At 40.4% G+C, this 25745-nt stretch carries 23 protein-coding genes; 4 read left to right on the top strand and 19 right to left on the bottom strand.

Annotated features, from left to right (window positions below):
• The first annotated feature begins 9 nt into the window (after nt 1-9).
• Nucleotides 10-1200 (top strand): nitrate/nitrite transporter, encoded by a 1191-nt coding sequence (locus tag Q8M75_RS08070; RefSeq protein WP_305488318.1) that lies wholly within the window; start codon nt 10-12, stop codon nt 1198-1200.
• A gap of 224 nt (nt 1201-1424) precedes the next feature.
• On the opposite strand, the gene Q8M75_RS08065 is transcribed toward Q8M75_RS08070, so the two are convergent.
• From Q8M75_RS08065 to Q8M75_RS08050, 4 genes are all read right to left on the bottom strand, one after another.
• Nucleotides 1425-2018 (bottom strand): Fic family protein, encoded by a 594-nt coding sequence (locus Q8M75_RS08065; RefSeq protein WP_305488316.1) that lies wholly within the window; start codon nt 2016-2018, stop codon nt 1425-1427.
• Nucleotides 1996-2193 carry a hypothetical protein gene (locus Q8M75_RS08060; RefSeq protein WP_305488315.1) on the bottom strand — a complete coding sequence of 66 codons (198 nt, stop codon included), beginning with the start codon at nt 2191-2193 and terminating at the stop codon, nt 1996-1998. The genes Q8M75_RS08065 and Q8M75_RS08060 overlap by 23 nt, the downstream gene beginning before the upstream one ends.
• Before the next feature lie 103 nt (nt 2194-2296).
• A complete protein-coding gene (locus tag Q8M75_RS08055) occupies nt 2297-2686 on the bottom strand; it encodes a 4-oxalocrotonate tautomerase family protein (protein WP_305488313.1) in 390 nt (129 codons plus the stop codon).
• A gap of 67 nt (nt 2687-2753) precedes the next feature.
• Nucleotides 2754-3170 carry a MarR family winged helix-turn-helix transcriptional regulator gene (locus Q8M75_RS08050; protein ID WP_305488311.1) on the bottom strand — a complete coding sequence of 139 codons (417 nt, stop codon included), beginning with the start codon at nt 3168-3170 and terminating at the stop codon, nt 2754-2756.
• Nucleotides 3171-3331: 161 nt separating this feature from the next.
• Here Q8M75_RS08050 and Q8M75_RS08045 point away from each other — a divergent pair, with 161 nt between their 5' ends.
• A complete protein-coding gene (locus tag Q8M75_RS08045; protein ID WP_305488308.1) occupies nt 3332-3631 on the top strand; it encodes a hypothetical protein in 300 nt (99 codons plus the stop codon).
• A gap of 3 nt (nt 3632-3634) precedes the next feature.
• On the opposite strand, the gene Q8M75_RS08040 is transcribed toward Q8M75_RS08045, so the two are convergent.
• On the bottom strand, nt 3635-6619 hold the full coding sequence (locus Q8M75_RS08040) for a DEAD/DEAH box helicase (protein WP_305488306.1): 2985 nt from the start codon (nt 6617-6619) through the stop codon (nt 3635-3637).
• Between the two features lie 61 nt (nt 6620-6680).
• Here Q8M75_RS08040 and Q8M75_RS08035 point away from each other — a divergent pair, with 61 nt between their 5' ends.
• Nucleotides 6681-7505 (top strand): HAD family hydrolase, encoded by an 825-nt coding sequence (locus Q8M75_RS08035; protein WP_305488304.1) that lies wholly within the window; start codon nt 6681-6683, stop codon nt 7503-7505.
• Nucleotides 7506-7527: 22 nt separating this feature from the next.
• Here the strand turns inward: Q8M75_RS08035 and Q8M75_RS08030 are convergent, their stop codons facing one another.
• Nucleotides 7528-8958 (bottom strand): hypothetical protein, encoded by a 1431-nt coding sequence (locus Q8M75_RS08030; protein ID WP_305488302.1) that lies wholly within the window; start codon nt 8956-8958, stop codon nt 7528-7530.
• 444 nt (nt 8959-9402) lie between these two features.
• On the opposite strand from Q8M75_RS08030, the gene Q8M75_RS08025 reads away from it, so the two are divergent.
• Nucleotides 9403-10173: a DUF3800 domain-containing protein gene (locus Q8M75_RS08025; RefSeq protein WP_305488300.1), complete on the top strand. Its 771-nt coding sequence runs from the start codon at nt 9403-9405 to the stop codon at nt 10171-10173.
• A 236-nt stretch (nt 10174-10409) separates the two neighbouring features.
• Here the strand turns inward: Q8M75_RS08025 and Q8M75_RS08020 are convergent, their stop codons facing one another.
• From Q8M75_RS08020 to Q8M75_RS07960, 13 genes are all read right to left on the bottom strand, one after another.
• Entirely contained in the window at nt 10410-11720 is a 1311-nt protein-coding gene (locus tag Q8M75_RS08020) for a capsule biosynthesis protein (protein ID WP_305488299.1), read from the bottom strand.
• Nucleotides 11721-11734: 14 nt separating this feature from the next.
• Complete coding sequence (locus tag Q8M75_RS08015; protein ID WP_305488297.1) at nt 11735-12427, bottom strand: outer membrane beta-barrel protein; 693 nt, start codon at nt 12425-12427, stop codon at nt 11735-11737.
• Nucleotides 12428-12562: 135 nt separating this feature from the next.
• Nucleotides 12563-14566, bottom strand: a complete 2004-nt coding sequence (locus Q8M75_RS08010) for a capsular polysaccharide biosynthesis protein (protein ID WP_305488295.1) — start codon at nt 14564-14566, stop codon at nt 12563-12565.
• A 223-nt stretch (nt 14567-14789) separates the two neighbouring features.
• Nucleotides 14790-15842 carry a hypothetical protein gene (locus Q8M75_RS08005; protein ID WP_305488293.1) on the bottom strand — a complete coding sequence of 351 codons (1053 nt, stop codon included), beginning with the start codon at nt 15840-15842 and terminating at the stop codon, nt 14790-14792.
• Between the two features lie 154 nt (nt 15843-15996).
• Nucleotides 15997-17025 carry a class I SAM-dependent methyltransferase gene (locus Q8M75_RS08000; protein WP_305488290.1) on the bottom strand — a complete coding sequence of 343 codons (1029 nt, stop codon included), beginning with the start codon at nt 17023-17025 and terminating at the stop codon, nt 15997-15999.
• A complete protein-coding gene (locus Q8M75_RS07995) occupies nt 17026-18537 on the bottom strand; it encodes a glycosyltransferase family 2 protein (protein ID WP_305488288.1) in 1512 nt (503 codons plus the stop codon).
• On the bottom strand, nt 18521-19576 hold the full coding sequence (locus tag Q8M75_RS07990; RefSeq protein ID WP_305488285.1) for a class I SAM-dependent methyltransferase: 1056 nt from the start codon (nt 19574-19576) through the stop codon (nt 18521-18523). The genes Q8M75_RS07995 and Q8M75_RS07990 overlap by 17 nt, the downstream gene beginning before the upstream one ends.
• Complete coding sequence (locus Q8M75_RS07985; RefSeq protein ID WP_305488282.1) at nt 19573-20472, bottom strand: NAD(P)-dependent oxidoreductase; 900 nt, start codon at nt 20470-20472, stop codon at nt 19573-19575. Before Q8M75_RS07985 ends, Q8M75_RS07990 begins: the two co-directional genes overlap by 4 nt.
• Nucleotides 20469-21659, bottom strand: coding sequence for an NAD-dependent epimerase/dehydratase family protein (locus Q8M75_RS07980; protein WP_305488280.1), 1191 nt, complete (start codon nt 21657-21659; stop codon nt 20469-20471). The genes Q8M75_RS07985 and Q8M75_RS07980 overlap by 4 nt, the downstream gene beginning before the upstream one ends.
• 321 nt (nt 21660-21980) lie before the next feature.
• Nucleotides 21981-23126: a polysaccharide biosynthesis/export family protein gene (locus Q8M75_RS07975; protein ID WP_305488277.1), complete on the bottom strand. Its 1146-nt coding sequence runs from the start codon at nt 23124-23126 to the stop codon at nt 21981-21983.
• A complete protein-coding gene (locus Q8M75_RS07970; RefSeq protein ID WP_305488274.1) occupies nt 23123-23776 on the bottom strand; it encodes an ABC transporter ATP-binding protein in 654 nt (217 codons plus the stop codon). Before Q8M75_RS07970 ends, Q8M75_RS07975 begins: the two co-directional genes overlap by 4 nt.
• Nucleotides 23773-24618 (bottom strand): ABC transporter permease, encoded by an 846-nt coding sequence (locus Q8M75_RS07965; RefSeq protein WP_305488271.1) that lies wholly within the window; start codon nt 24616-24618, stop codon nt 23773-23775. Before Q8M75_RS07965 ends, Q8M75_RS07970 begins: the two co-directional genes overlap by 4 nt.
• Nucleotides 24611-25576, bottom strand: a complete 966-nt coding sequence (locus tag Q8M75_RS07960; RefSeq protein WP_305488268.1) for a hypothetical protein — start codon at nt 25574-25576, stop codon at nt 24611-24613. The genes Q8M75_RS07965 and Q8M75_RS07960 overlap by 8 nt, the downstream gene beginning before the upstream one ends.
• Nucleotides 25577-25745: the final 169 nt, after the last annotated feature.

The raw sequence follows: 25745 nt of genomic DNA, 5'->3' as shown, positions 1-25745 counted from the left end.
AATCCTCAATTGATTAATACGACACCCTCTCGATCCATTAGCCCTAATGTAGCCTCGCTATTGATTGTGATTGCGGAGTTGATGGGTACCTCACTCTGGTTTTCCATCAATGGGGTAGCTGATAATTTAATTGATTCGTGGAATATCAATCTTGCCGGTATAGGCATATTGACCAATGCGGTGCAACTCGGTTTTGTTGCCGGCACTCTGGTCTTTGCGCTCAGTGGGATTGCAGATCGGTTTAAGCCCGGCCATCTTTTTGCTGTATGTGCCTTGCTTGGGGCCTTGTTTAATGCCGTATTTGCTTTATTGGCGGACAGCCTTTGGATCGGATCTTGCTTACGCTTTTTGGTTGGAATTTGTTTGGCCGGTATCTATCCGATTGGCATGAAACTCATCATGACCTGGGACCCCCAAAAAGCAGGCTCGCGGATTGCTCAATTGGTTGGAATGCTGACCATCGGAACAGCGATCCCGCACGCGACCCGCTACTTCGGTGTGGATTGGCCATGGCAAGAGGTGATTCTGCTGTCTTCTTTCCTTGCTCTTGTTGCTATGGGGATAATTTTTTGGCTTGGCGATGGCCCCCACCTCAAATTAGGTAGTGCTTCACGGGTCAAACTGAGCGGCTTTCGAGAGCTCTTTGCCATTGCGGAATATCGTCGATCGGCCTTGGGGTATTTTGGCCACATGTGGGAGCTCTATGCGTTCTGGGCGCTAGTGCCATTCCTGATTGCGAGTAGCTACTCAGTTCAAAATCCCATTAACTTATCGGGACTTGCGTTCGCTGTCATTGGGATTGGTGCGATTGGCTGCTTTCTAGGAGGGCAACTGAGCAAATCCATTGGGGGTGTGAAAGTTGCTTCAAGCGCTTTAGTACTATCTGGCATCTGCTGCTTACTCTATCCATGGATTTCTGGATTGCCACTGTGGGTACAAATTCTGTTTTGGATTGTTTGGGGCATGAGTGTCATCGCTGATTCACCACAATTCTCGGCGCTATCAGCGCAAGCATGTCCACCTGAAATCGTGGGTACTGCACTGACCATCCAAAATGCCATTGGCTTTACGATTACGATGATTTCAATTCAAATCAGTACGGTAGTTCTCCCCCTGATGGGCCACTACATCACCTGGTTATTGCTACCAGGCCCTGTGTTGGGACTGATTTTTCTGAACCGTATTGCAAGACGCGCTTAATCAATGTGCGCCGTATGAGATCTTTAAGTTGGTGATGCTTAGGACCAAGCTTGTGGGTTAAATCGGCGTGTAGATGTGCATTGGATTTGCGAGGTAAAAGAAAAAGCCCCTGAACTTTCATTCAGAGGCTTCGTATTACTGGTGGGTCGGGCGAGATTCGAACTCGCGACCAACGGGCTCAAAGAGGCTTAATTGGCGCAGACAGGTCAGTAAATTGCTTAAACCTAGTCACTGCTCTTCAAACGTTCCAGAATGAGATTGGCAAGAATGGATTCATCTCCATTAAAAGCTAGCTCCATTGCTCGATAAATTTGCTCCTGCTCTAGGTCGGAGTAGTCCAGTTGATAGCCTGCTGATTGACTAAGTTGCGAGATAAATATGCGTTGTACGCGACCATTTCCCTCTCGAAAAGGGTGAAGGGCGTTTATCTCTGATAAGTAGTGAGCTAATCTTTTTGATAGGAAGTGGGCATCCAAGCCTCTGAGCCAGTTTTCACGAGCTAGTTTGTTAAAGATGTCGTTTGCCGCAGATTCAATAAAGCGTACATTGGCAAAACGACTATTGCCACGGCTAATATCTACTGTGCGGATCTTCCCGGCCCAGTCATATACATCCTGAAAGAGGGTTGAATGAATGCGCTGAAGATGAGCAAGGTCAAATTGACCTGCGATGGGGTTTTCTAGAATCTCAATTGATCGCAAAGTAGATAGCTCACCTTCGTAGGCGTCTAAATCTTCTGCGTTAGTTATTTCTGCTTTGTTTCGAAGTACGTCTGTACCTGGGTAGCAGTAAGTGTCATCCGCGTCGTAGCGTGACATAGCGTTGTTTAGTTTCTTCTAATATTTGCGCAATACTTTTTTTGCCGGCAACGTAATCAGTGAGGTTTTGCTCTAACTGCTTAGTTGGAACAATACCTTCAATCCGAGCAGATGCCACAGCGTTAGACACGTTGTATTGGCGGGCTTGGGTTTGGGTGGCAAACTTAGTTGGCATAGGTTTATTTTAGTAGATTTGGGGCTGATTTCCTAGGAAATTTTGCCCAATTCTATAGCCGTAACCCCATATATTTCATTGGGTTACGGCGGTATTTAAGGGATTATTGGTGATATCGATATTCCTGAGTTTTCCCGCCATACCCATAGCTAGCAGCCCTGACATCTTGCACATAGATATAGCTCTCTTCATGAAGATTACCTAGGATGCCTTCAAAACCCTCAAATGCCTCCTTGATGTACTGAGCCTTCTGATCTTTGGTATTGGTCTCATCGGTAATCTTGATGTCAAAGTAAAAGCTGTTCTTGCCTTGCTCGCTTAATAGCTTGCCACCTACAAACCAGCAGTCTGTATCTACATATTCAATGGCAATGGCAGTCACTTCCTTTTTCTTCCCCAGAATTCGATAGGTAAGGTCTAGCAGCAGCTCATTAATGGATTTAGTGGTCTCGATATTCTTTTGTCCGCTGACTTTCACGTTCAAGATTGGCATGTAATTCTCCTTTAAAAATTAATAAAATAAGTTAGCTATGCAACTATTAGGGAAATAAAAAGTCCCATTACTTCAGGGCAGAGCTAATGCCCCTAAGTTGTCCAACAACATCTTCAAAATGGCTACTCCCTAATGCTTTCTTTAGACGTTTGGTAACGGTGCTGCTTGCTGCATTAATAGCCTCTTTCATCTCAACCGCCTTCTTGGTTGGATGAATTTCTTGCTCCCGACCATCCTTCTCAGAAGCTAGTCGTTTAATCAGACCCAATTTCTCTAGGCCATCCAAACCTCTAGTAGCAGTAGGGCGGCTGATATTCATTTCCAGTGCTAGTTCGCTTTGTAGAAGTGGAGCCTTATCCAATGCCACCCTGAGCATAAAGGCTTGAGAAGGAGTAAGGCCAAAAGGCTTAAATGCACTAGTCCATTCCCGCTCTAGCTGGCGAGCTAGGCTGGTGGTATTGAAATAGAGGCATTGTTCAAACATGGAGGTAGTGTAACTGATATTGATTAGCTATGCAACTATATTGGAATAAGTGTCACGAAACGCGACACTTCTATGTCGTTTAACCTTTATAAACCGGGCTAGACAGTTATCGATCCCATAACTAAACTGAGCTAATCAAGTGCATTACCAATAAGGCCTATATGAAGCGTATTACAGCGGTTTTGATGTTTATTCCAGCGATTGGATTTTCTCAAGCCGTTTATGGCCCACAAGGGCAGTACCAGGGCTATACCCAAACATCCCCCAGTGGCGTGACTAATGTATATAACGCTCAAGGGCAGAATGTTCAGTCATTTCAAACAGACAATGGACAAACTAGCTTTTATTCCCCTCAAGGGCAATATCAAGGGGCGACTACTGCACCTGTAACTATGCAGCCAAACACCTCTATTAATGCACCAAGGCAAGTGCCACAAGCCCCTGTAGTTAAGGGCTGGTGATTATCAGCTCCAAATCCAATGCGGCAAAAGGGAAAGTTTTTGTATTCTATCCTCAGCTAGTACACCCTTTTTAAATTGCGCCCTCTGTTTCGTAGTCCAGGCACCGAGTTGATAGCCGCCTGAGGTTACAAATTTGCTTGGAACTTTTGCTGTTTGCATTACCTCTAAATATTTCAATAATTCTTTAAATCCTTCATCCCATAAATCCGCTTTAGATGTCCAGGTCCATCCATTTAGTTTGGAAAGCTTTTGAATTCGCTCGCCACTGAGAGTTCCTTTTTTATATGAGGATCTTTGATTCAGAATCCAGTTAGTCAAGCCGCTTTCATTGATGGCTGTTGGAGTTGGGAAGCTTTGATCATTTGTTGCTCTAACTAATTCCTGCAAGAGGTTGAAGTTTTTATCCCACTTTGCATCAATTACCTTCCAGGTAAATCCATCAATCGATTCCAACTTCTTTATTCGATCCTCTGAAAGGTCGCCATTTTTATAGCTGTTACGTTGGTTTCTTAGCCAGGATCCAATTTCAAGACCTTTAAAAACCTCCCCTTTTTTAATGCTATTTGGTGGGGTGGTCTGCGAAAGCTGTATTAATGCTTCATAAAACTCATTCCATTTGTCGCTTAAAAAATCCCATTTCCAATGAGGGAGCGATTCTAATTTTTTAATCTTATCCGGACTAAGGCCTCCTTCTTTATAGGTAACTCTTTGAGTGCTTGCCCAGTTACCAAGGTTTATGCCATCTTCGCGGTATCTAATCGGAACATTGCTGTGACCATTTAATTGGATAAATTTTTGCAGTAAAGAAAATCTTTCGCTCCAAATATCGTCACGCTGATCCCATGACCAACCTTCAATCTCCTCTAATTTGCAAATCCTGTCTCTATTTAAACTACCAGAGCGGTAAGAATTTCTTTGGGTTGCAACCCAGGCACCAATCTTAAAGTCATTGAAAATAGTTGTGACAATAGGAATTTTGTTGAAATTTTTTACATATTGCTTGGTTTGATCCAACCAAACTGGCCAAGAATCTGTTGTGTTTTCAACTAATCTTGTCTTGATAGAGTCGCTAAAAGATTGGGTAATTGATATAGGTAGATCAAACTCAATTTTATTGAACGTAATAGATGGGCTATTTGAGTTACGTTTTCCTAGGCTCACTCTAAAATCATTTAGTTCATCTGCCAAAACGTTGTCATGTGCTTTTAAGGCATTTAATACATCCCAAATTGGCTTGAAATTTCCATTTTCTAGCTCCTGATCAGGCTCTTCATTATTCCCAATAAAGACCGGAAGAATTATTGTCCCTATCTTTTCATTAGCGGCATTTCGATTTGTTCGGATTGCCCTTCCTACGGCCTGAATAATGTCAATTTGGCTCCCACGTGGATCTATGAATGCAACCCCATCTAAGCTGGGAACATCAACACCTTCCGAAAGGCAGCGTGCATTAGTAAGGAGGCGGCGCTCGTTGTCATTTAATGATTTAAGTTGCTGTAATTTTCGTCTACGTTTATCAGTGGGCATTGCACCTGATACAAAGTCGGAATTAATATCTCCACTTGGCCTGTATTTTTCATCAATCCAACTGGCCACTTTTAAGAAATCAATGGAAAAATTTTCCGCTCGATTCACGCGACTATGGAAGCTTATTATTCTCCGAAGATCATAGTCTCTAATAGCCTTAAGTAATCCAATATGCGCAGCAAGATTTTCTGCATCCATTTCTAAGGAGTCATTTGCTTTTAGTAAATCCCGGTTAGCAATCCAGGTTGCTGTAGTTGATTCATTGATGCCAAGAATAACTACTCGATAGTCAGCCAAAAGCTTTCTTTTTATTGCATCACCAAAGCTGAGGGTGAATAGTTTTTTGCCGAAAATTTGCTCATCATCCATCCCGATAATGTCTATACCCCTTTCCTCTGCCCCCTTTTTAATAATTGCTGAGTAAGTTCGGGGAGTGGCTGTTGTAAAGAGGCGTTTTTTAGATCGAATTTTCTGTGAATCTAAAATTGTTGAAAAATCACCTGAAACTTTTCCAGCGCAACGATGAGCTTCGTCGGCAATTGATAGGTCAAAAAATGGCACATCCTTTTCCAGCTGGGCTCTAGCGATAAGGGGCGAAGATTGGTAGGTAGAGAACACTACCTTTCTACCCGGCTTGCCAATAAAGGATTTAATTTCCTCAACATTAGATGTTACTGGAAAGGCTAGGTCCGCTATAGAGTGGGTTATTTCATCAACCCCATTTTTCCCTACAGATTCATCAGAACATACACAGAGAACTTCAAAGCTTTCATTTGCGGCTTTTGTCCATTCATGCAAAGTTTGGGAAAGCAGTCCTAATGAGGGAAGTAGGACCAATGTTGAATCGGCTTTAAGCTTTTCTTTTATCCAAAGAGTAGTAAAAGTTTTCCCTGTACCGCAAGCCATAATCATCTGCCCGCGCTCTTCATTCTTGAGATTCGTGACAACTTGTTCAATGGCCTCTAGTTGATGAGCATCTGGCGTTGGTTTTATTCTGGGCTTGTTTGTTGCTAACTCGTTTAATGAGTTGGGGTATTCAATACCTGATTTTTCAAAATTGGAAAGTAGGAAACGGGTTACTTTTTTCTCCTGAGCATCACAGACTTGCTTTGCATTTGAACCTATTAAATCTGTAGTTGCTATAAGTAGTCTTTTATCAATTCCCGGCCTATTCGATTCACTAATAAACGAATCGATATCAGCTTTGGTAATTGAGGTGGTAGATGCGTAGCATTTTGCTTGTACAGCCCATATCTCACCATTTTTATGTTTAAACACCAAATCAATGCCGCAGTCCCTCCCCCAGTTTTGAGGATACTCATCCCAGAGCCAAATTTCGTCGACCTGTGTAGCCCATTCGGGATCATTTTTTAGAAACCATTTAACAAAATATTCGAATTCTTTTCCACGACGGCCAGAGTCGTTGTCTAGACTAGCGAGAAAGTTCGAGAATGATGGCATTTGACCTCTATTTGATTTATGCTAAATCTAATAATAATCTGTGATTCTAGTGAACAAGCTTATGCCAAAAAAATTAATTCCTCTTGCCATTGCCTATGATTTTGACGGGACTTTAGCTCCTGGAAATATGCAGGAATATGACTTTATCCCTGCTTTGCAAATGAAGTCGAAAGAATTTTGGAATGAGGTCAAGAAAAAGGCAAAAGAACAAGATGCAGATGAAATCCTGGCCTATATGGATGTGATGTTGAGAAAAGCAGATAGTGAGCAGGTGAGCGTACGTAGGGCTGATTTTAAGAATTTCGGCTCTAAGATTAATTTATTTCCTGGGGTTGATTCTTGGTTTAAAAGAATTAATCAATATGGCAAATCTAAAGGCGTCCGGGTTGAGCACTTCATCATTTCATCTGGCCTGAGAGAGATGGTTGAGGGCACAAAGATATTTAAAGAATTTTCTAAGGTTTATGCATCTGGATTTATGTACGATCACAACGGTATTGCTCGATGGCCAGCTATTGCCATGAATTACACGACTAAAACACAGTACTTGTTCAGAATCAATAAAGGAAGTCTTGATGTTCACGACAACACTATTATTAATAAGTTTGTCCCAAAAGAGCAGAGGCCCGTCCCATTTGAAAATATGATTTTTATTGGGGATGGTGAGACTGACATTCCTTGTATGCGATTAATTAAGGATCAAGGCGGTCATTCCATAGCTGTTTTTAGCCCTAAGAAGAAGGGTGCTAAATCAAAAGCTGAAAATCTAATTGTGGAGGGCAGAGCAAATCTATCGGCTGTAGCTGATTATTCAGCTAGTGGAAAGATTGATAGGGCGGTTAAAGCAATTATTGATAAAGTTGAAGCAGCCGGAAGAATTACATAGTTTGTCGGGAAACACGACATTTCTATTGGCGCTTACTTGCAGATGCTTTGATGGTCCCATCAATCATTTCTAGTTCTGAAATGGGTAGTTTATTTGCTCTATATTGGTTTCTGGTTTCAATCAACTTTTTATCTTTATTCCCCATTAGGCCAACATCTATAACCACATAAAATGCCTTCATAGTTTGTTGTGAGGTTTTGTATATTTCTAGTTGCTTGGTATATCCAGCAACAGTTTTGCTATTTGTTGATAGTTTAATTTCAACCAAAATCCTTTCTTTAAATCCTCTGGAAAACTTAAAATCTATCTTCCCAGTGCCCGTATCAATCTCTGGAGATATATCTAAATTATTTGCCTTGCAGTAGCAATAAGCAACCATAAAAAAGTAATGTTGAGCAGACGACTCATTCCTTGGGCTACCATCCGATTGATAAAGTTCTTTGTTCATTCCTAGATGCTCAATCAGATGTCTAAATTGCTTAATAATCTCCTTCACCACATTAAATCCATCAACTGATTCGCCCGATTTCCAATGAAGTAGATTAATCGGGAATCGTTTTGTAAATTCTTCTCCTCTGGCTGCCCATGAAACCAATCCAGAGGGATCGTTATCGCTATCATATGGATTAGGTTTTACTGCTTTAATGCTATCCAGCAATGTGTTAAATGCATCTCGAGATGCAAGTGCTTCAGCTTTCAATTGCCCCTTTTCTCTCTTGGATTTAACTGTCCATATCGATGCAATCTGATTATTTACTCTGCTCCTTAACTCATCGTTATGATTAGCTGCTGCTGCAATTCCATCCCAATCGGAGGCTATTGGCAGGTCTCGAAGAATATCTTTTGGCAGCAAAATGATAGGAGTGCTTTTGCTCTCAAATGGATTCCTTAGGTAGCATCCATGTTCAAAATCCTCACCCTCTAAACCCAGCTCCTTAAGTATTCGCGCATTAAATTCGGAAATGGCCTTTATGACAATGTTAGTTGTCATATCGCTGATTCTATCGGGGCCAATATCTGATTCAAATATAGACATTGCAATAAAGAGATCAGGGTCATCAATGCCAATCTGAATAATCTCTGATGCAACATTCAAAATTCTATCGCTTAATTTTGATCCAAATCCACTCCCATGAATAGAGCCGCCACCATAGCCTAGACATGTTCCATTAATCTCTGGGAATGCGAGCATTTTTTCTGAAGCTCGCCAAGCGGCATCACCTTTATATTTACTGCCGGTTAGTAATTTGATGATCGTTTCAAAATGAGTTCGATATTGTTGTACAGCGTTTTTATTGAATTCAGAGTGCCGACTTTCTTTGAGCAACAGGGGATCAACAAAGAGTTTGGTATCAAGTGTTAGCGTGATATCAAGAACATCTAATCGGGATAGGGCTTCGCGATCAATTTGAAATTGTTTACTTAGAGTTATTGGGTTTTGTGCTAGCGCCATATATAGATTGATTCCTCTGACTCACTATAGCATTTACATTGAAGGCCGCTCTACCACTAGCAAGAGACGCTCATAGTCCAAACGGTAACCCAGCGCCTCTCATCCTGATCCATCACGGTCCAATAAATCACCTATTGAGTCCACACAGTTGCCAACACATTCCATGCAGCCAAAAGAAAAGGGACCACATTTCTGTGATCCCTTTGTATTACTGGTGGGTCGGGCGAGATTCGAACTCGCGACCAACGGATTAAAAGAAGTCGTGGCTCTTCAAAACTATATGTAAATCAATGGTCTACATGGCTAAAAAATGACTGTGCGATTGAGTGTGCGATTGCATTTTGGTGCAAAGTTTGAATCTGAGGGTCGGATTTCGATCTTATAAGCGTTACTTTAAGTAACGGTTTAGAGGATTTAAAATGGCCTATTGCATAGGAGTTTTAAATGAGCAGAGGGTTGAGCAATTATTTGGTATTTGTGGATGAGAGCGGGTCTCCATCCATGGGTAATATTGACCCTGATTACCCATTATTTGTTTTGGCTTTTTTGATTGCAAAAAAGACCGACTATATGACCAAGATAACTCCGGCTATTCAGCGGTTTAAATTTAACCACTTTGGCCATGATCAAGTCATTCTGCATGAGCGGGACATTAGAAGGGATGTCGGCCATTTTGCGTTTCTAAAAAAGCCTGCTTTAAAGGAGGCTTTCTTGAATGAGCTGACAGACATTATTAAAGAGCTTCCATTTCATATGGTTTGTGTTGTGATTAATAAAGATGAACATAAAAAGCAATATACAAATCCAATAAACCCATATCACTTGGGTTTAGAGTTTGGTCTCGAGCGGGTAAAGGCATTTTTGATTCAAGAGGGTGAGTGGGCTGATTTTGATCCGGCCAAAGCGTTCGTTAACCCTGCCTTACATGTCATTGTCGAAAAGCGAGGCAACGCTGAAGACAATGAGCTAGAGCTGGAATTTAGGCGTATCTGTGGGGGTGCGAACTATGACCGAGAAAAATTGAACTTTGAGATCATCTTTGCCGACAAGAAATCTAATTCAAGCGGCCTGCAAATTGCTGACTTGGTAGCAAGGCCAGTGGGCGTTTCTGTACTTAAACCCGAGCAACCCAATAGGGCAGTTCAAGGGCTCAAGGACAAATTATTGAAGAAGGGTGGGAGAGTCGATGGCTGGGGTTTAAAGAAGTTTCCTTAAACAAAAAAACAAAAAGCCCCGGAAAACCGGAGCTTAATGTCGACCGAGAATCCCCAGTCCTTAACTAGATTATATACAATTTTTAGCTAATTTCAACCGATTCTAGCCCCTTCATTTAAAGCCTGAAATCCCTTGTTTTGGTTTTCTAGCACGTTATATTTGACTTGTCTCATGCCTGTCCATATCGGGGTGCGGTGCTAAGCTATTACCTGGTACTAGCAATCGGGATGTAGTGCTCAGTCAATTTGGTAGGCTGGATCATACAAAGATCCGTTTACCTGGGTGTGGTGTAGGAGATAGTTACGTAACGCTTTCACCTTCTCCCCATCCACTTTGGCCTCGCTATACCAAAATTCATCTAGCGTCCCCTGAAAAGTAATACCGGGCTTGTCATAAAAAGACCGCCCTAAATTAATGGTAGGCACATTGCGATAGAGGGCTTGTAACCCGATGGTGGAATTAACGGTAATGCAGCCCGATACTTTGCCAAGTAGAGCCGGTAGTGATAAATCGTGCACGTAAATCACGCGCTGCTCAAGTCGGTATAGCTTGGCTATATCGCGGATAAAGCGCTTAAAGTTAGTGTGTCCCCGATCCATTGGATGGTGCTTGATAATGAGGATGTCTGATCGCTTGGAATTGTGGATATGCGTACTAAATGAGCTGATCACCGTTTCAATGACTTCTTCAATTGAAGTAAAGTCTGAATGAGCAGTCATTTGAGCATCATCATGCACTTGCAAGGGTACTAAAAAATACCGAGAATTCGCGTCTTGCTTTTTTGAATGCAGCAGTCGACTTTTAACGGAATATTCGCTTAGCTTGTATAGCCAGTACCGCAAAAAAGCCCTTGTCCAGCGCAATCCCATACGAGCATCTAGATGACGGTGATGCGTGTAATCGGGATAATGCGATTGATTCCGGAGGCCTCGAAACCAATACGCAATTGCCCATCGCACCATATACCAATATGAGTTGGCGTAGTGCCGCTTGATAGGTGGCTCATGACCTGATTCACGCTGATTGTGAATCGCATCCATATTCATCTGACTTAGCATGGAGTGGTAATTCACACCACTTTTTTCAAGTGTAAAGCGATCTGGTCGAATGTAGCCTTCTTCAAATACAAATACATCAATACCAAGAGCCTCGCAAAGGGAGTGAACTGGCTGGTGAATTTTGCGGAAGTCACCAAAAAGAAACACAGCTCGTATAGAGCGCTCAACCAATAAAGAAGTTAAGAATTGAGGCCAATGCGAAAGTCGACCTTTGTACTGAATAACCGAATGACCAATAGGGGGGTAGAAAAGGTCATCTCCGCTATTGAAGTTGACTTTAGTTACTTTCGCTCCGCGATTACGCCAGTAGTGCCCTAACTTCGAAAAGAACGGGCCAACGGGCCCTTGCAAAAGTAAAATATCGCTGTAATTCGGTAGATCACTGAATAATAAAGTGCGATTAAACCCATCCTGCCGAATGGCTCGCCTAATAGTCGAGGCGGGCGATGGTGCCCGCCTGTCTATCAGTTCGGCATTCAGATAAGCCATGCGAATGCCCCGAATTAAAACCGATACCCAACCCCAATCAAGCCGTTGTATGCGCTAACGCCTGGATTAACGGCATAAGTGGTATTACCTGAAGTAATACCGGCATTTGGCTTGCTATAGCTGTAGTAGTTGGCTTCCACAAAACCATACAGACCACCCTGAATTACTTGGCGATAGCCTAAACCCAGTGAATAACCCGTTTGATTTTGATTCAGCGGACTTAAAAACCCACTATTGCCTTGTAGAGTTTGTCCTGTAAAGCCAACCTTGGCATATGCAAGCCCCGTTTGATTCACTGCAATGGCTGGGGAGAAAAAGAGGTTGTATCGATTGGATACTTTATAGCTACCATTGAGCGAAGCTTGACCAGGACTAGCAACCGTGTAGCTAGATGTCTGCTGGCTGAGCGGCTCATATTCGGCGCCTAAGCCAAGCAAAAAATCAGCATGAATGGGTACATACAGACCAATACCAATAGCGCCGGCAAAGTTAGAGCGGTGCGGATTAGATCCGGTCGGGTTTAAGATTACAGAACTGCCTCCAGCACTAGAGACAACCGAATTATTGCTGGTATTGGTTCGCTCGTACCCAATACCTACTTGACCATAAAAACCCGCCAATGCGTTTTGGGCGAGGGCAGATGCTGATGCACCGCTAAGGCATGCAAGAGCTAAGGTAAGGCGAAGATTAAACTTTGCAATAGGCATCTGGAGACTCCACAAATAAAATTTTATTGTAATTTTTAGTAACAGTCTAAATAACAACTAAAGTTGTATTCATTTCTAAACAACAACAAAGTGGGGCAATGCCTAAATTCGCTCAAACGCAATACAACGATCCTCCTATATTCCCTTGAGGCGATGGATGAGCCCCATTAGCTTAGCTAAACAAGCGGCGATAAATCCATTCGATAACGTGTAAAACAAGCTTTTTGGATTACGTTTCATGGCTTGCAGGGCGGCAATTAATGACTCAGGAGTACAGTACAACCCACTTTTTGGATGGAGGTAACTGGGGTACAAAATTAAGCAACTCGCAATCAACTCCAAAACCGTTAGTTTCCGGGTTCTACGATCGATTTGATAGCGATCCTGCGTCAGCCCCCAGCCTGCATAAAACGGTAGACCATAACAAAAAACAGGAGTGCCCCGGATTAATGCCTCAAATCCAGAGAGCGAGCTGATGGTATGGAGTGAATCCACGAATGGCAAACAGTCAACTAGCGCAATATCAGAAATGATTAGATCATATTTTTTTTGATGATCAGCGGAGTCACCACCGCTAAAGCGTGCCGATGTAGCAATATCTGGATGGGGTTTATAAACAATAAATGCATCGGGATATTGTTCTCGAACAGCCTCCAGAAGAGCGCTATTGGTGAGTACATCAACGCCTCCATACTTGATCGATGCATCGGCTTCGACTTGACCGATGACAAGTAAACAAGAGCGGTTGGGATGTACTTCCCGAATCATTTTTAATGCCGCTAAATCACTTTGTGCAGCTTTCGTTTTTGTTAAATTGTATTTACTGATATCCAGTGCAATCAACTGCACTTGCAATAAAGCAGCCCTAGCCAGCAATTGCTTATCAAATACAGTGCTCTGCAAAATATGCTCTAGATCGCTAATCGAACGCGCATCATAGTAAATGCCACGGCGATCAAAAACCCAAGAGTAAGGTTTGGCTAGTGCCGCCCCAAGGCCAATGGACCGTATAAACCCATCCTCAACCTGAATGCGCTCAAAATTGACAGAGAAATCGGTGTTGTGCGAATGCGCGCCTCCCCAGCGAACCTCGATGCCATTCTTATGACCAGAAGTGTCATCAGTCGAATTGCCACCTAGTGAGGGATGATCATTATGATTGCCATCAATCCACTGAGCGCCCTGAGTAAAGCACCTTAAGTGACGTAGTTTGTTTTTAGAAAAACCTAGCGGCATCAGTGGTAGGTGAAAGCGGCTTCGCATCATGCGCTGAAACCCCAAATACGCGATTAGATCTTCAACCTCGCATAAGCGACTGGTTTCTGGGTGAAGGTATCGAGGGTAGGCAATGAGAGCGGCATGAATGAGCTGCTCTAAAGAAATGTCGCAGCGCCGTCTAGGTTTGGGAAGAAAGTCCTGAGTTAGCCCCCAGCCTGCATAAAAGGGTATACCAAAAGTGTGCACCTGCTTACCCCATAAGAGGGCCTCAAAACCTGCTTGCGAGCTAACGGTATAAACTGCGCTGGCTTCTTTGATAACACTTGGCAAACTATAGTCATCCACCAGTACCCGAATGCGTGGATTACACGCAATAGCGGAGTCTGGAGCGACATCAAAGTGCCCTAATTTCGTGCCGCGCGCCACCTCCGGATGAACCTTAATCACAATATGTTCGATTGCCATTTGGGTTAGCGCAGCTTCAAGCATGGCTGTAAAAGAGGATTCATCGGCTAAAGCCCCAGTAATCGACTGATCGCCGCGGGTTTGGTCAATTAATAAAATAAAGGGAGAGCTAAACCAGGCATCATTGCTGCGAAGCCAATTGGGTGCATGATTGTATTTCGAGATGCCATACTGAGTCCATAGAGCTTGCACCGACCGGGCTCTAACAAGTTGATCTGTGTTGAGGGGGTCAGAAATTAACAACTCTAATCTAGAAGGAAGCCTCGCATCGTAATAAATGCCTACATCATCGACCACTAAACTCATGCGGCGTGAAGCTGGCTCTAGGCCGTACAAGAAACCATCCTCAATTCGCAGCAAAGGGATAGATAGGCGCGTTGCCAAAGCATTTGCCGAAAATCCACTAGGTTTTGCTCCCCAGGTAAGGACCCCATCTAACTTATATGAAAATCGCAAACCAAGCGGACTTTTTAAATCACATTTCGGAAAAAAATTTCCTACATCCTGACGATAGATCCCCCAAGATAGCACTCCGAAACAAGATCCTGTCTCATTAAAAGGATGCAATGGGGATGGAGAATTTGAATAAAAAGAAAGAGCGGGAGACGAAGGCATCTATTGTTTATCTTTAAAAATATTGTTGAAATTTTAAAGAAAAAATTTATCAGAATAAATGAGGCTATAAATGACCAAGGTATATTTTGAAGAGCATCATAAATTTATTAAACTTTCTTTTAAGAAAAATGATTCGAGATCTACTACGATTTATATCCAAATGTATATTACGACTATATTTAGTAATGCTTAAAACAGTCGCTTCACAAGTTGTAATTTTTTTTGTATTCCAATCCCAATAGAGTGGATACTTTATAAGAGCCCCTGCAATGAGTTCAGTAATGCTTAATTTGCGAGTTCTTCTTTGACGGCATTGTTCGCTTAAGCCAAGATCTATTGTGAGTCCCCACCCCGCGTAAAAAGGATCTCCATGGACAAAGACTTTTTTTTGCCTTAGTAAGCCATCAAATCCGGAAAGTGAGGTAATTGTATGGATAAAATCCGAAGCCTCAATACAGCTTATGATTGATGCATTTATTTCAGTATGGTTTGCATAAAGATAAATTTGCTTGGGGTTGATATAACCTTTCCTATTATTCATGTGCACATCAGGGTGTGGTTTGTATACAATAAATGCATCTGGATGCATTTCATGTGCAGCTTTAAGCAGCTCCAAATTTGTTCGAACTCTTCCTTTGGCGCCAGCAAGTATCGATGCGTCATTTTCAACCTGACCAACTACAAGGACGGCTACTTTGTTTAAAGTATTCCAGCTGACAGTTCTGTTAGGCTCAATATTATATTTCGTGATTTTATTACGCACTATCATGCGGTGAACTTCTTTGGCCCTAGATAACTCATTATTTGAAAATGAATGCCTTTGGAGTAGCTCTTCTAAATCGCTTGGTTTACTACTGTCAAAGTACATTCCAGATTGATCTGCAACTAACGAGAGTGGTGGAATAAGATCTGAGCCCAATCCAACTGATCTAATAAATCCATCTTCTAATCTTAGAATCTTTACTTTATGCTGATTTGCAATTTTCAGAATTTCAAAAGGTACAGTATGCCCCCAAAAAACAAAGCAATCTTTGGCATTAACCTCTATGCCTTCAAGAGTATTTTTTTTTACGAAAATACATTGATTTTCATTGCTTGAAAAAATTAGGCGAAGCATTAGAAATTTCCACCTCTTAAAACCAATGAAGAAAATCCTTGCATTCAAATTGCGCTAACCCTTTTTATGCTAATTATTAAAAACTTTATATTGTTCGTACTATGTAAGTTTTCAGTCTTTAAAAAATTATTAATTTTTAATTGCATTGGCTGTATTATTTCAGCAAATTTGTGTATGCCTTGTAAAAATGTTTATGCTTGATAACTTCAAAAAGATTATGTCTTTGCACTGAAGGTGAATATGTTTTTTTACTTCTATTGACCCATAGATTCCAAATGTTATGGAAATTTAATGTTGACGCGTTTTTATTTGGCATGTCAAGAATAATAAATTTTGAGGTCAAATCAAAATCAATGTGTTTAAGTATATTTTCAGTTAGATGAACTGATGCATTTATATCCAATCCATCTTCTGAGAATTTTTTTACTAGGTCAACCGCTGCTTGGTTTTGCAATTTTTCTTTAAATCTCTTCAACCCATTCTCAGGCTTTATGCCTGTATAAACTGTGAACCAGTTTTCTCGCCAGCCACCTAATGCATCAACCTGGAATTGAGCTCCTCCATCCCCATCCACTGGATTTGTATTGCTTCCTATATTATTGCGCCTTCGATTTTTGGAGTAAAAAAAACACTCTTCCGTATCCAATAATGGGAACATATCCTCCATTGCCGACGTTGTTACACGCCAGTAATCTACTGGCGCACCGTGAAAAAAATAGCTAAAAGGAACTACATGAAAAGTAACCCCTCCAGGCTTTAGTATTCGCGAAATTTCATTTGCTGCGCCTCTAATGTCTTTTACATGCTCCAGTACACTTACACTGATTACTGCATCGAAGGTATTGGACTCTATGTGAGGGCAATTTGATATATCTCCAACAATATATCTTTCATCTTTAAAAGGGAAAAGAGATATAAATTTTGTGTCGAATTTGACAAACCGGTGTAAAAAAGAATTTTTATGGCCACCAATTTCAGCGATACAACCAGAATCAATCTTATATTTTTGTAATAAAGATAAAAAATGGTTTTCAATAAATGGCTTGAAGTGACTAGGCTTTTCTAATTGTAAAAAAGACTTTGAGATCTTTAAAAGCTCATCAATGTTTAACGATATGTCACCACCGTTTTCATATTTATTTTTTAAACTCAGAATTTTCTTGTCTAACTCAGAAAATGGCATTTATCTTACCCGTTTTAAAATTTTTCCAATGATCCGGATTGGAGAGGTGATATCCCACCATATTGATTCATACGCGTGATGAATTTGAAAGGAGCTATTTTTATTATTAATAAGATTTATTAATCTATCTTCTATTAATGATTTCTCGGAAATCATTCCAATTGAGAATAAAAGCCTTCGCAATTTATAAGTTATTTTTAGCGATTTATATCTCAATAACCTAAGTGCGATTGAGTCAACATAGTCGCTAGTGTATATATAAGTATCACTAATGCTATTTCGATAATTAATGTAAGTTGATGCTGCAGATTGATCTACTAAGTCTAATCGGGAATTGCTGAGATTGAATTTATTTGATTCTTGATTAATGTAAGTTGATGCTGCAGATTGATCTTCTAAGTCTAATCGGGAATTGCTGAGATTGAATTTATTTGGTTTTTGCTTGATCATTTTCTTATAAGGAATCTCATCTTTTGATTCTATGCTTATCGAATAATTAAGATCAAGATTTTTTGTTAGAATATAATTATCAAGCGTTGTGTGGTTTGGAGTTGTAAATAAATCCAACTTTAAATTTTTTTTCCCAGACAATATTTTTATCATGCTTAAATAATTCATGTTGCATGATGAAAAATTATTTCTTATATATGTTGTAGAATCTATAAATTTTATGGAATTATTAGGGTCGTACAGCATTTCATCCCCCTCTAATTGTTTTATGTATTTTTTATAGTCATTCGGGTTCACCCTTGCACCATTTTTAACTTCATTTTTTGCATATGCAATAAAGCTTGGTATAAATTTAAAGTGTGACAAAACCCCAGTTATTTTACTTAGCCTTATAGGCGTGCAGCTATGGGTTGAATGTAAATATTTAAACCCAGTTTTATATAAGATAAGTGGTAATTTTTTTTGAGAGGGGCCTGACTTGTAGTCATTTTTTGACCACATTTTTCTCTGCCTTACTCCGCCCTTAATTTGAATGTAGGGAAAATTTTCTGCTTGGTATATGGTGTAATTCGATGAGCAGTCAAAATATGGATATTTACTAAAGACTGAGTCTGACTCACTATACTTAACTTCAGAAATTTTTTGCGACGGATAATGATCTAGTAAGATGCAAAATAGACCTTCTACTTTCTCGTATTCTAAGTATTTAATAAGGTCATTTATATTGTAAATTTCTGAATATGGGTACACTAAGAATTCATCCGTATCAATCGTCAAGCACCATTTATTGATACCATGTTGATCTCTTAGGTAGTCGGTCCAGAGCCTTCCTGCATATGAATCTTTATACCGTTCCTTAGTTTGATAAAGCGTTACATCACTTTGGTTCTTTAAGTATTCGAATGAGCCATCACTAGAATCATTGTCAACAATATAAAAGTGCTCAATTCCTAGTTTCCTGTAGTACTCTAGGAAGAAAGGTAGTCTGAGCTGCTCATTTTTTTGACATGAATAGACTGCAACCCCGTTTCCGACATAATGTCGATCAGTGATTAATTTCATCTTTTTTTATAACAAATAATCTTAAAGCATTTATGAACGAATCTTGATCAACGCTAACTTGCATTGGCCCGGTAACTAGTTTGGAGTTGGGGTAATTTTTTCCAAGCATCATATTTATAGTTCCAATTTGATACTTAATTTGATAATTTTTAGAATCAATTCCACTCAAAGAAAATTTAAGTCCAATTATTTTTTCATTACGTGAAAATTCGATAATATTTTTACCATCTAACGTTGTATCCATTAATACAGTATTATCAGAATAAATTGCGGTTCCGGTAACATTTAATCCCCTCTTAAGATTATTAAAAAAAATTTTAATCTTATTGGCAATATCGAATTTGTGTAGTTTTCCGCTCCAAAATATTCCATCGCTAAGCGTCTCTTCGCCTGACATGAATTTGATGCTTACATTAGTATTAATTTCACTATCATTGAGAATTTTGAATATTGAGCTGCTAAATAAAGGATGATTAGAAATTCCCCAAACCCTACCCATAATATAAGGGTCTTGATTAAGTGATTCGGATAACAAAGTAACTTCGCTAATAATATCTCTCCATCCAGATGAATAGTCATCCCCGCAAATTATGTATTTATTATTTAAATGTGATTTGAAAAAATTTAAATTATTCTGAAGTCCAGGATTACCATGAGAGGCATCATCAAAAAAAAGATCAATCTTATTGTCCCAGCTGGCTGACACAACATCTGGAGCCCAGCCTTGAATTGGGTAGATATTCGTGCAATCTTCGGTATACCTTTTAAATGCATCTATAGATAGAGGTGGGGCATCCGGATATTTTTTTAATCTGAATGACTGAACCCAAGGTTCATCTTGCCATGTGTCGATTGAGAATATTTTTACACTTGGATGTGCATTTTTTGCAAGAACCCAGGTTGAGCTCCCATAGAGTGGTCCAACCTCTACTATTATTCCATTCTCTGGTACAAGTTTTGCCATTGCTCCCAAATAACATAGACCCTCTAAAGTCATTGTTCTCGGAATTTTATGATTTACTTGTATTCCTTTTTTCATCTTAAGTTCTCCTCATACCATTGAAATGTTTTTAAAATTCCAGTTTGAAAGTCTATTTTTGGTTGGAATCCATAAAGTGTTTTGGCTAGATCTCCAGATAGAGAATTAATATAAATTTCTCCATTTCTTTTCATCATGTACTTCTTTTTTATTTTTTTTTGAAGAATTAATTCGGTAGTATCCAAAACTTGATTAATAGAGAGGGATTTAGAGGTTGCTACATTTAATTTGTTGAATTCTAGTTCATTTGTTATGGTGAAAATGATGAGTCTAATTAGATCATCAACATACAAATAATCTCGGCTTGAATTGCCATCACCATAGATTAAGAGCTCCTCATTATTGATAATCGATCTCATTATTGAGGTAATTAAACCTTTTTTATGAGCGGAATAAGGACCATAAATATTTGCAAACCTCAAAATATGAATTTTCATATCGTAAGAAGCAGAAAATGCTGCCAATAACTGTTCGCAACTTGCTTTTGATGCCCCATATGGCGAGATAGGGTTTGGTAGGGTCTCTTCAGTAACTAAGCCTGAGTTATTTCCCGCTATAGCTCCGCCAGTAGATGCAAAGATTAATTTTCTTATTCCTACATCTTTACACACTTTCAATACGTTAAATGTTCCCAATATATTATTGTTAAAACAGGTGTCTGGGTTTTTAACTGATTCAATAACATTTCCTGCAGCTGCTAGATGGACGATGATATCGTTATGGCTTATTAATTTTTTAATCGCTTCATAATCACATATTGATGCAATATCAGTTCTTTGTTCTATACAAAGGGAGCTTCTTATTTTATCAATTACCCGATATTCCAAACCCAATGCATCTAAAGTTAAGCATAAGTTTGTCCCTATAAAACCACTGCCACCAGTGATTACAATCATAGTGTTGGAATGCCGGGCATTTTTGATTCATTCCAACAACTTGTTGCGGGAATCATTTCTAAATTTATATTGCCCACATGTTTTTTGGCATAACTGTAAATTTCATGTAAACCGCTATCATCTAGCTTAATTGGATTCCATCCAAGATTACATAGCACTTCATTCTTTACGCTGAGTTCATTTTCTTCTAGTTCATTACGTGGGTTATTGACAAATGCAATTTTCGCGCCGGTAAGATTTGAAACTCTTTCAGCTAAATGTTTAACACTAAACGTTTCTGCCATTTGATTTGCAATCCGCACCCTTTCGCCACTTGGTGGGTTCTCAATGGCTAGCTTAATACATTTAACTGTGTCTTTTATATTGATAAAAGCCCTAGTTTGACCTCCTGTTCCATGAACAGTTAGAGGGTAATTTATGGATGCTTGTATTAAAAAACGATTTAATACTGTCCCATAATCGCCATCGTAGTCGAATCTATTGACTAAATCAGGATGCTCTAGGGTCTCTTTGGTATTGCATCCCCATACAATTCCTTGATGAAGGTCTGTTATTTTTAATTTATAGTTTTTGTTGTAGAACTGAAATAACTGTGCGTCTATGCATTTTGTCATGTGATAAACGCTCCCAGGATTTGCTGGGTATAGGATTTCCTTTTTTATTTTTTCTCCCGATTCATTCTCGATATAAATGTTTTGGTAACCATCGGGAATCGGAAACTCAGCACCGTCGTAGCCGTATACGCCCATAGTTCCAAGGTGTACTAAATCAGCTTTCTTGTTTGGCATTTTGTTGATTGCTAAAAGTACATTATGAGTTCCTAAAACATTATTATGAACAGTATATTTTTCATGAGTCATTGATTTCATTGAATAAGGAGCGGCCCTCTGCTCTGCAAAATGAATAATAGCTTCTGGCTCCTCTTCTTTAAATACGTCAATTAGATTTCCTAATTCTTTTGCAATATCAATGTTTATAAACTTTATTTTAGAATTTCCGAGATTTGACCATGTTGATAGTCTTTTGTGAATTGACGGAATGTTTGTTAGGCTATTCGTACCTAATTCATCATCAATTGATCTTCTTGAAAGGTTATCTAGAATCGTTACGTCATGACCTTCTTTACTTAAGTGAAGTGCAGTAGGCCATCCGCAAAATCCATCGCCACCTAAAATAATCACCTTCATTGAAATACTCCGATTGGTTCAACATCTTTATAAAGTGTTGACAATAAAACTTTTATATCGAAATTCTCCAACTTAGTTTGGAATTTTTATATAAGATATTTTATAAAGTCCACGACTAATACTGGTATCAAACGCAGCACTCTAAGCATTATTACTAGTTATTATTTCGACCTCTCAGTGCGATCCAAATGGGTTTATAAGACTGAATTTTGCTAACCGCAAAATACTCAGTTTGAATCCTTCGTTTTGCCCACCACTTGACACTTTTCTTTTATATGATTTGGCTCTAAGGCTTAATTTCATTGAGCGTATATGGTTTTATTATGGAAGAATTATGCCTACATTAACCAAGGGGTACACCACAGAAATTAAGATGTTGAGTAACTTTTGTAGTTCTACGGATGGCGCATTGGAAACGTACACTACGTCTTTGTTCTTTAGATTAAAGCTCTGCGCTAAAAAGTAGGTGCTTGGGTTTGTCATATCGACTTGATAAATGACCGGAACTTTTCCATCTGGAGTTCGGACTTTGCTTTGCTGGGCTAGCGTAGGATCTTCAAAGCGGAAGATGAAGACGCCTTTTGCATTGGCTCGATTATCTAGAATACCGCCCATTCTTCCAAGTGCCTGAGCTAATGTAATGCCGTTGGCCTCAAATTGAATTTCCTCATTTTTTCCGGTAGCGCCTAAGCTCGTAAAGCTATATGGCTGAAAGTAGGCGGTTAATACATCGCCACGCTGCAGCATAATATTTTGCTTGGCATCCTTAATGACGGTTTCTAGTGCAATGGTATGGCTCTTGGACTCTCGGCTGAGCTGCAGGGTTATTTTGTTGATGGGTTGTTTTACCCCACCCGCGCTGGCAATCGCATCCAATACCCGCTCTCCCTTGGGAGTTAATGGGAGTATGGTGCTGTTATTGACTTCACCCACAACAGTGACGGCGGATGTATTTTTTGACATGCGCACCATTACTTGCGGAAAGTTTGCTTTTCCGCGGATGGTCAGCAGAATCTCGGACTCAAGTTGGGTTAGGGTCTTGCCTTGTGCCTTGATGGCCCCCGCAAACGGCATATAGATCAATCCATCTTGATTTACCATTTGCTCCGGTATGACTGAGTTACGGCTGCCGGATGAGCCAGTCATTCCGGGGAACGTAGCTCCGCCAAACAGCAGGGGCGGGCTGGCCTCCCAGACATTAATCTCCAATACATCACCGGGGCGGATTAAATAGTCGCGCGTGGCATTACCAAACACCTCTGAAAACAATTGTTGCTTGGAGCTTGCATTGATTTTTGAAATCACTTCCCCGTTGAGTGGAATTACCTCAATTACGGAGTTATCGATTGCCGCGTTTTGAACGGAGCTGGTGCTAGGGCCGGAGGAGGGTAGCCAGTTACTTAAAACCGAACAGCCGGCTAATGCGGAGATGCATAACACGACAAAAAGTACCTTAAACACTTTCATTGCAAGGTCTCCTTGTAATACTGAAAAGCATTATCGATGGATTCAAAGGGGTGCAGCGTTTTGTTATGCAGGACATAAGCTTTTTGACAGTATTCTCGGATGATTTTTTCTTGATGCGAGACCAGCATGAGGCTGCGGTCTGCTTTTTGTCCAAACAATTGCTCGTGGCATTTTTTTTGAAACTGACTATCGCCAACGGCCAAAACTTCATCAATCAGATAGCAATCAAAATCGATTGCCATGGATGCTGCAAAACCAAATTTGGCTTTCATGCCCGATGAATAGGTTTTGATGGGCTCATTTAAGAAATGCCCTAAATCGGTGAACGAACGAACAAATTCAATGGTGGGCTCATACGCTACGTTGTAAATTCGGCACAAAAACTTGAGGTTATCAACCCCCGTTAAGCTGCCTTGATACCCTCCGCTCAGGCCCAATGGCCAAGAGATACTCATATTGCTCTTGATTTGGCCCGTATCGGCTAGCGATGTACCGCTGATGATCTTGACTAAGGTTGACTTACCAGATCCATTAGAACCCAGCACGGCCACCTTTTCGCCTTGCTCGAGCCTTAAGTTGACGTTTTGCAGGACCGGATTGAGTCCGATCTTGGTGGGGAACGATTTTGATATATTTTGCAACTCAATCATTCGGACTCCAGAACCCGCCTAATTTTTCGGGAGAGTGTTAGGCCAACAAAAGTCAATACCAGGTTAATAGACACTAGATAAGTAATTGAATACATCGCCTTGATTGATGGCCCAAAATAGGATTCGCGTAGAAATTCCAAGGCATTAACGAGCGGAAACCAGGATAGAAAGGCTTGAGCATTGGCTGGAAGCCAGTTGAGCATGAAGATAACACCCGAAAAAGGCAATGACACAATCAGAATGATTGGCCAAATACGATCAAAGAAGCTGCTGGCTTCCATGAGATAGCCCACAATCAAACCAAAGCCAAAACAAAACCATGCCAGCAGTAGCCAAGCCACAATCACATTAAGAATATTTTCAGGTAGCCTCATCAGGCCAAATTCATGAAAAGTCAGGGTGAGGGCGATGAGCGATGCACTAACAGCTGCGAGCTCTAGAATGAATCTTGAAAAAATTAGATCCAAAATTCGAATATTGCGGTGGTAAAGAAGCCCTCTATTGCTGCTGGAAGTTGAGCTTATTCGGTTGCAAATATTTCTAAATAAAATAAATCCAGAATACCCAGTCAAAAGAAATCCGGCAAACGACATGCTGCCAAAAAACTGCTGATTATTCGTTAGGTTCAGGGCGCTATTGCCCAAAATGATGTTTCGGATGATGACGATGCCTAGGGTAAACAGCATGGGTTCTATAAAGAGCCACAAAAAACCAATATTTTTCCTACCATAGCGGGTGAGTACCTCTCGTAGAATGAGGGCGCCCACCACGCGAATTTGAACATCAAAGGCAGATTTGAGGTCCTGTCTTGCTCTTTTGGGTTCAATATTTGAGCTAGGCATGGTGCTCTCTGACCCCAGAAATGAGAAGGGATAGAATCCCCCACAGAACCATAGCCAATAAAAAGGTAGAAATAATCCCGCGAATCCGTCTTGGTTCCATGGCGTTATCGGGCAGTATCGGGTTAGCAACCCGCTCTATATAAATTTGTTTTTTTAACGCCTCCGTTCGGGCTTGTTCAAGGCTGGATAGCGATGCCGCCAGTTGTTTGTCAGCGAATTCACGTTCAAGGTGCAGGCTTTGAAGTTGAATTACTTGCGCATCGGGATCTTTAATTCCCTCTTTCTTACGTATTAAGCTAATTTCTTTCGATACGTCTTGTATCTTATTTTTAGCGATATCCACTTCACGCTGGGCAGATTTCATTAAATCTTGTCTTGCCCTGAGGTTAAGCTGGTTCACCAGCTCTTCGCTAAGGCCAAGTAAGGATTGATTTATTTTTAAAGCAATCTCAGGGTTATAGGCTCTAACGGTTAGGGTATTGACCGAAGTAATTGGGTCAACGAGTACAGTAACCTTGCCAAGGTAATATTCATGAAACCATTCAAAGCTCTTGTCCCAAATGCGTATAGATGGAAAACGATTAAAAGGATCAATTTCAGAGCTAGAGTAGTGCTGTTTAATTTCCAGCTCTTTATCTAGCTTCGATAAGGCGTCCCGAGATAGGCTATAAGACTGAACACCCCAGGCGTCCGTATTTGACGAGCCAGCGCCCATACGCCCTAGGAGTCCATCTAATGATGGCACGCTACTTTGTTCAGTTGATTTAACTACAAATTTTGATTCAGTAATGTATATATCGGATGCAATGATTCCAAAATAAAGTACAGATAGGACTGTTGGTATGAGTACGATTGAAGAAAAAAGTCTATTTTTTTTACACCAATGTATCCAAATTATAGGTATTAATTTAGGCGCCTCATTTTTAATATTGAGCCAAGAAGAAAAATTTGATTTCATCTGACCAGCTTATACATTGATGCGAAGAGAGGATTAAGAATTGCATTTATTAAGAGTTTTGCAAAATATCCCAGTATAAAAATCTTGATAGGACTAGACCCCATTTTTGCCTTTAAATTGCTATTGGGTATGTTTATATTCACAGAGCGTTACTTCTTTTTCGGGGGGG

It is taken from the genome of Polynucleobacter sp., from assembly GCF_030693775.1.
In the GTDB taxonomy this organism is placed as follows: Bacteria; Pseudomonadota; Gammaproteobacteria; order Burkholderiales; family Burkholderiaceae; genus Polynucleobacter.
This window is presented reverse-complemented; position numbering and strand designations above follow the sequence as displayed.

Coding starts and splice junctions, on each gene's coding strand:
- Q8M75_RS08065 (WP_305488316.1), bottom strand. CDS start 2,018: ATGTCACGCTACGACGCGGATGACACTTACTGCTACCCAGGTACAGAC.
- Q8M75_RS08060 (WP_305488315.1), bottom strand. CDS start 2,193: ATGCCAACTAAGTTTGCCACCCAAACCCAAGCCCGCCAATACAACGTG.
- Q8M75_RS08055 (WP_305488313.1), bottom strand. CDS start 2,686: ATGCCAATCTTGAACGTGAAAGTCAGCGGACAAAAGAATATCGAGACC.
- Q8M75_RS08050 (WP_305488311.1), bottom strand. CDS start 3,170: ATGTTTGAACAATGCCTCTATTTCAATACCACCAGCCTAGCTCGCCAG.
- Q8M75_RS08045 (WP_305488308.1), top strand. CDS start 3,332: ATGAAGCGTATTACAGCGGTTTTGATGTTTATTCCAGCGATTGGATTT.
- Q8M75_RS08040 (WP_305488306.1), bottom strand. CDS start 6,619: ATGCCATCATTCTCGAACTTTCTCGCTAGTCTAGACAACGACTCTGGC.
- Q8M75_RS08035 (WP_305488304.1), top strand. CDS start 6,681: ATGCCAAAAAAATTAATTCCTCTTGCCATTGCCTATGATTTTGACGGG.
- Q8M75_RS08030 (WP_305488302.1), bottom strand. CDS start 8,958: ATGGCGCTAGCACAAAACCCAATAACTCTAAGTAAACAATTTCAAATT.
- Q8M75_RS08025 (WP_305488300.1), top strand. CDS start 9,403: ATGAGCAGAGGGTTGAGCAATTATTTGGTATTTGTGGATGAGAGCGGG.
- Q8M75_RS08020 (WP_305488299.1), bottom strand. CDS start 11,720: ATGGCTTATCTGAATGCCGAACTGATAGACAGGCGGGCACCATCGCCC.
- Q8M75_RS08015 (WP_305488297.1), bottom strand. CDS start 12,427: ATGCCTATTGCAAAGTTTAATCTTCGCCTTACCTTAGCTCTTGCATGC.
- Q8M75_RS08005 (WP_305488293.1), bottom strand. CDS start 15,842: ATGCTTCGCCTAATTTTTTCAAGCAATGAAAATCAATGTATTTTCGTA.
- Q8M75_RS08000 (WP_305488290.1), bottom strand. CDS start 17,025: ATGCCATTTTCTGAGTTAGACAAGAAAATTCTGAGTTTAAAAAATAAA.
- Q8M75_RS07995 (WP_305488288.1), bottom strand. CDS start 18,537: ATGAAATTAATCACTGATCGACATTATGTCGGAAACGGGGTTGCAGTC.
- Q8M75_RS07990 (WP_305488285.1), bottom strand. CDS start 19,576: ATGAAAAAAGGAATACAAGTAAATCATAAAATTCCGAGAACAATGACT.
- Q8M75_RS07985 (WP_305488282.1), bottom strand. CDS start 20,472: ATGATTGTAATCACTGGTGGCAGTGGTTTTATAGGGACAAACTTATGC.
- Q8M75_RS07980 (WP_305488280.1), bottom strand. CDS start 21,659: ATGAAGGTGATTATTTTAGGTGGCGATGGATTTTGCGGATGGCCTACT.
- Q8M75_RS07975 (WP_305488277.1), bottom strand. CDS start 23,126: ATGAAAGTGTTTAAGGTACTTTTTGTCGTGTTATGCATCTCCGCATTA.
- Q8M75_RS07970 (WP_305488274.1), bottom strand. CDS start 23,776: ATGATTGAGTTGCAAAATATATCAAAATCGTTCCCCACCAAGATCGGA.
- Q8M75_RS07965 (WP_305488271.1), bottom strand. CDS start 24,618: ATGCCTAGCTCAAATATTGAACCCAAAAGAGCAAGACAGGACCTCAAA.
- Q8M75_RS07960 (WP_305488268.1), bottom strand. CDS start 25,576: ATGAAATCAAATTTTTCTTCTTGGCTCAATATTAAAAATGAGGCGCCT.